This is a genomic window from aff. Roholtiella sp. LEGE 12411 (assembly GCF_015206995.1).
In the GTDB taxonomy this organism is placed as follows: domain Bacteria; phylum Cyanobacteriota; class Cyanobacteriia; order Cyanobacteriales; family Nostocaceae; genus Komarekiella.
The window spans coordinates 1-1,491 of record NZ_JADEXR010000312.1 but is presented as its reverse complement, the minus strand read 5'-3'; the positions used below and the strand labels follow the sequence as shown (position 1 = coordinate 1,491).

Below are 1,491 nucleotides of genomic sequence, written 5' to 3'. Positions count from 1 at the left end.
CACTACAAAATCCCCAAAACCAACGCCACAATCTGCTTAACTCTTCGATTTTCAATTTTGGAGTGTAAAGCTTGTGACTCACTTATCCTGAGTTACTTTGTCATGCGTTTAGTCTAAACTCCAGTAATCTACAAATAGATAGTTGCTACACAGGTTGAACAAATCCCAAGTCCTTGCTATTGAAGTCTCAGCATACTTTAATAGCAAGGACTTGGGTGTTTCATTAAAATAAAATTAAAATGATTTAGTTTAGTCTAGTTTCCAGTGCGAAACTCTTTTTGAATCAAAGTTCACTCTTATAGGCATGTCGCAGAGCCAAGAATCCCCCGCATTCATGCGTGGGGAGTGTCAAATACTATTGTTTATTAGATTCTAAGCCTGATTAACGTGTCACGAATCAACATTCTCTTTAATCGAACGGTGGAGCAGGCGACAAGGCCAGCAGAAAGCTCCACAAATACTTACCGAGGCAATAGCGGCTACAATTCGCCAACTTAAACTAGGTGGAGTGGGAGACTGTGAATGTTGGTTTTGTGCGCCTTTAGCTAGTTCTGGAGCGGAATGAGATAGCTGACTGGCTGTACTCACCCCTTCAATCGCCGCTCCAATTAGATAAGCTACCAGGGCAATTCCTAGCCAGTGATTTATCATGTTGTATTATATTAAACTCTGATGAGAATGCTAGACAGTAAGCAATGATTCGATTGATCGTGCTAGTGGTTGCTTTGTCCAACAGATAGTCTGCCTTCAGCCGTATCGCGGATTAAGGGCAGTTTAGATGTGATGTAAGTATTGAGGCTACAATCTGCCTGTGCGTCAAGCCCTTGTTTGGCTTTCAACTGCTGGAGGAGTAACTGTACTAGAGCAGCATCGTCAAACTGGAGCAGGACACTGACCTGAGTAGACTCGATTACAGCCCACAGTTGTTGCATCATTTTGGCAGTGATCATGAGTCTCAAACCTCTTAAGCTTTTCTTTATATTTACACATTTTTGTGGTTCACGCTAAGTTTTTGTCTCAGGTTTAATCAATCAACACAATTGGAGAGGCGTGAAAATAGCAATATTACTTATGGAAATCCCTACTCCATCTTGTTTTCATGGACTTTTAGCTCAGAGTTACCACCAATAATTGCTTGAAACAAATTTCCTAGTAAAAAGAGAAACGCTGCGACTAACAATATAAACATTAAACTGGCAAGAGCAGCAAAGGGAGAAAGTATGAGCGAGACTATAAACGCAAACATTAAAAACGCAAACATTAAAATTGTTATCAATGTTTTATTCATTTTTTACCTTTAGTTGCTAATTCTAAACTTACTAACTCAGTCAGGAACTCAGCTACCTCCAATAGACTGAATTAACGGTTCTACCGATCCCCTTATGGAGATTTAACACTAAAGTGCCAAGATAATAGGCAGCGCAATCGAAAGTTTGCGAAATTACGAAAGCCATAACCTAGCCTTTTAATCAGCTTCAACTTATTGTTAAT

The 1,491-nt window shown here is 39.8% G+C and carries 4 protein-coding genes; all 4 read right to left on the bottom strand.

The window, feature by feature from the left end:
- Positions 1–390 precede the first annotated feature (390 nt).
- A complete protein-coding gene (locus IQ246_RS29630) occupies positions 391–651 on the bottom strand; it encodes a hypothetical protein (RefSeq protein ID WP_194006845.1) in 261 nt (86 codons plus the stop codon).
- Between the two features lie 62 nt (positions 652–713).
- The gene (locus IQ246_RS29625; protein ID WP_194006844.1) at positions 714–950 is read right to left on the bottom strand and encodes a hypothetical protein; all 237 of its coding nucleotides are present in this window, start codon (positions 948–950) and stop codon (positions 714–716) included.
- Positions 951–1,081: 131 nt separating this feature from the next.
- Entirely contained in the window at positions 1,082–1,288 is a 207-nt protein-coding gene (locus IQ246_RS29620; RefSeq protein ID WP_194006843.1) for a hypothetical protein, read from the bottom strand.
- A 92-nt stretch (positions 1,289–1,380) separates the two neighbouring features.
- On the bottom strand, positions 1,381–1,491 hold a 111-nt coding region (locus IQ246_RS29615), incomplete at its 5' end, for a transposase (protein WP_194000466.1).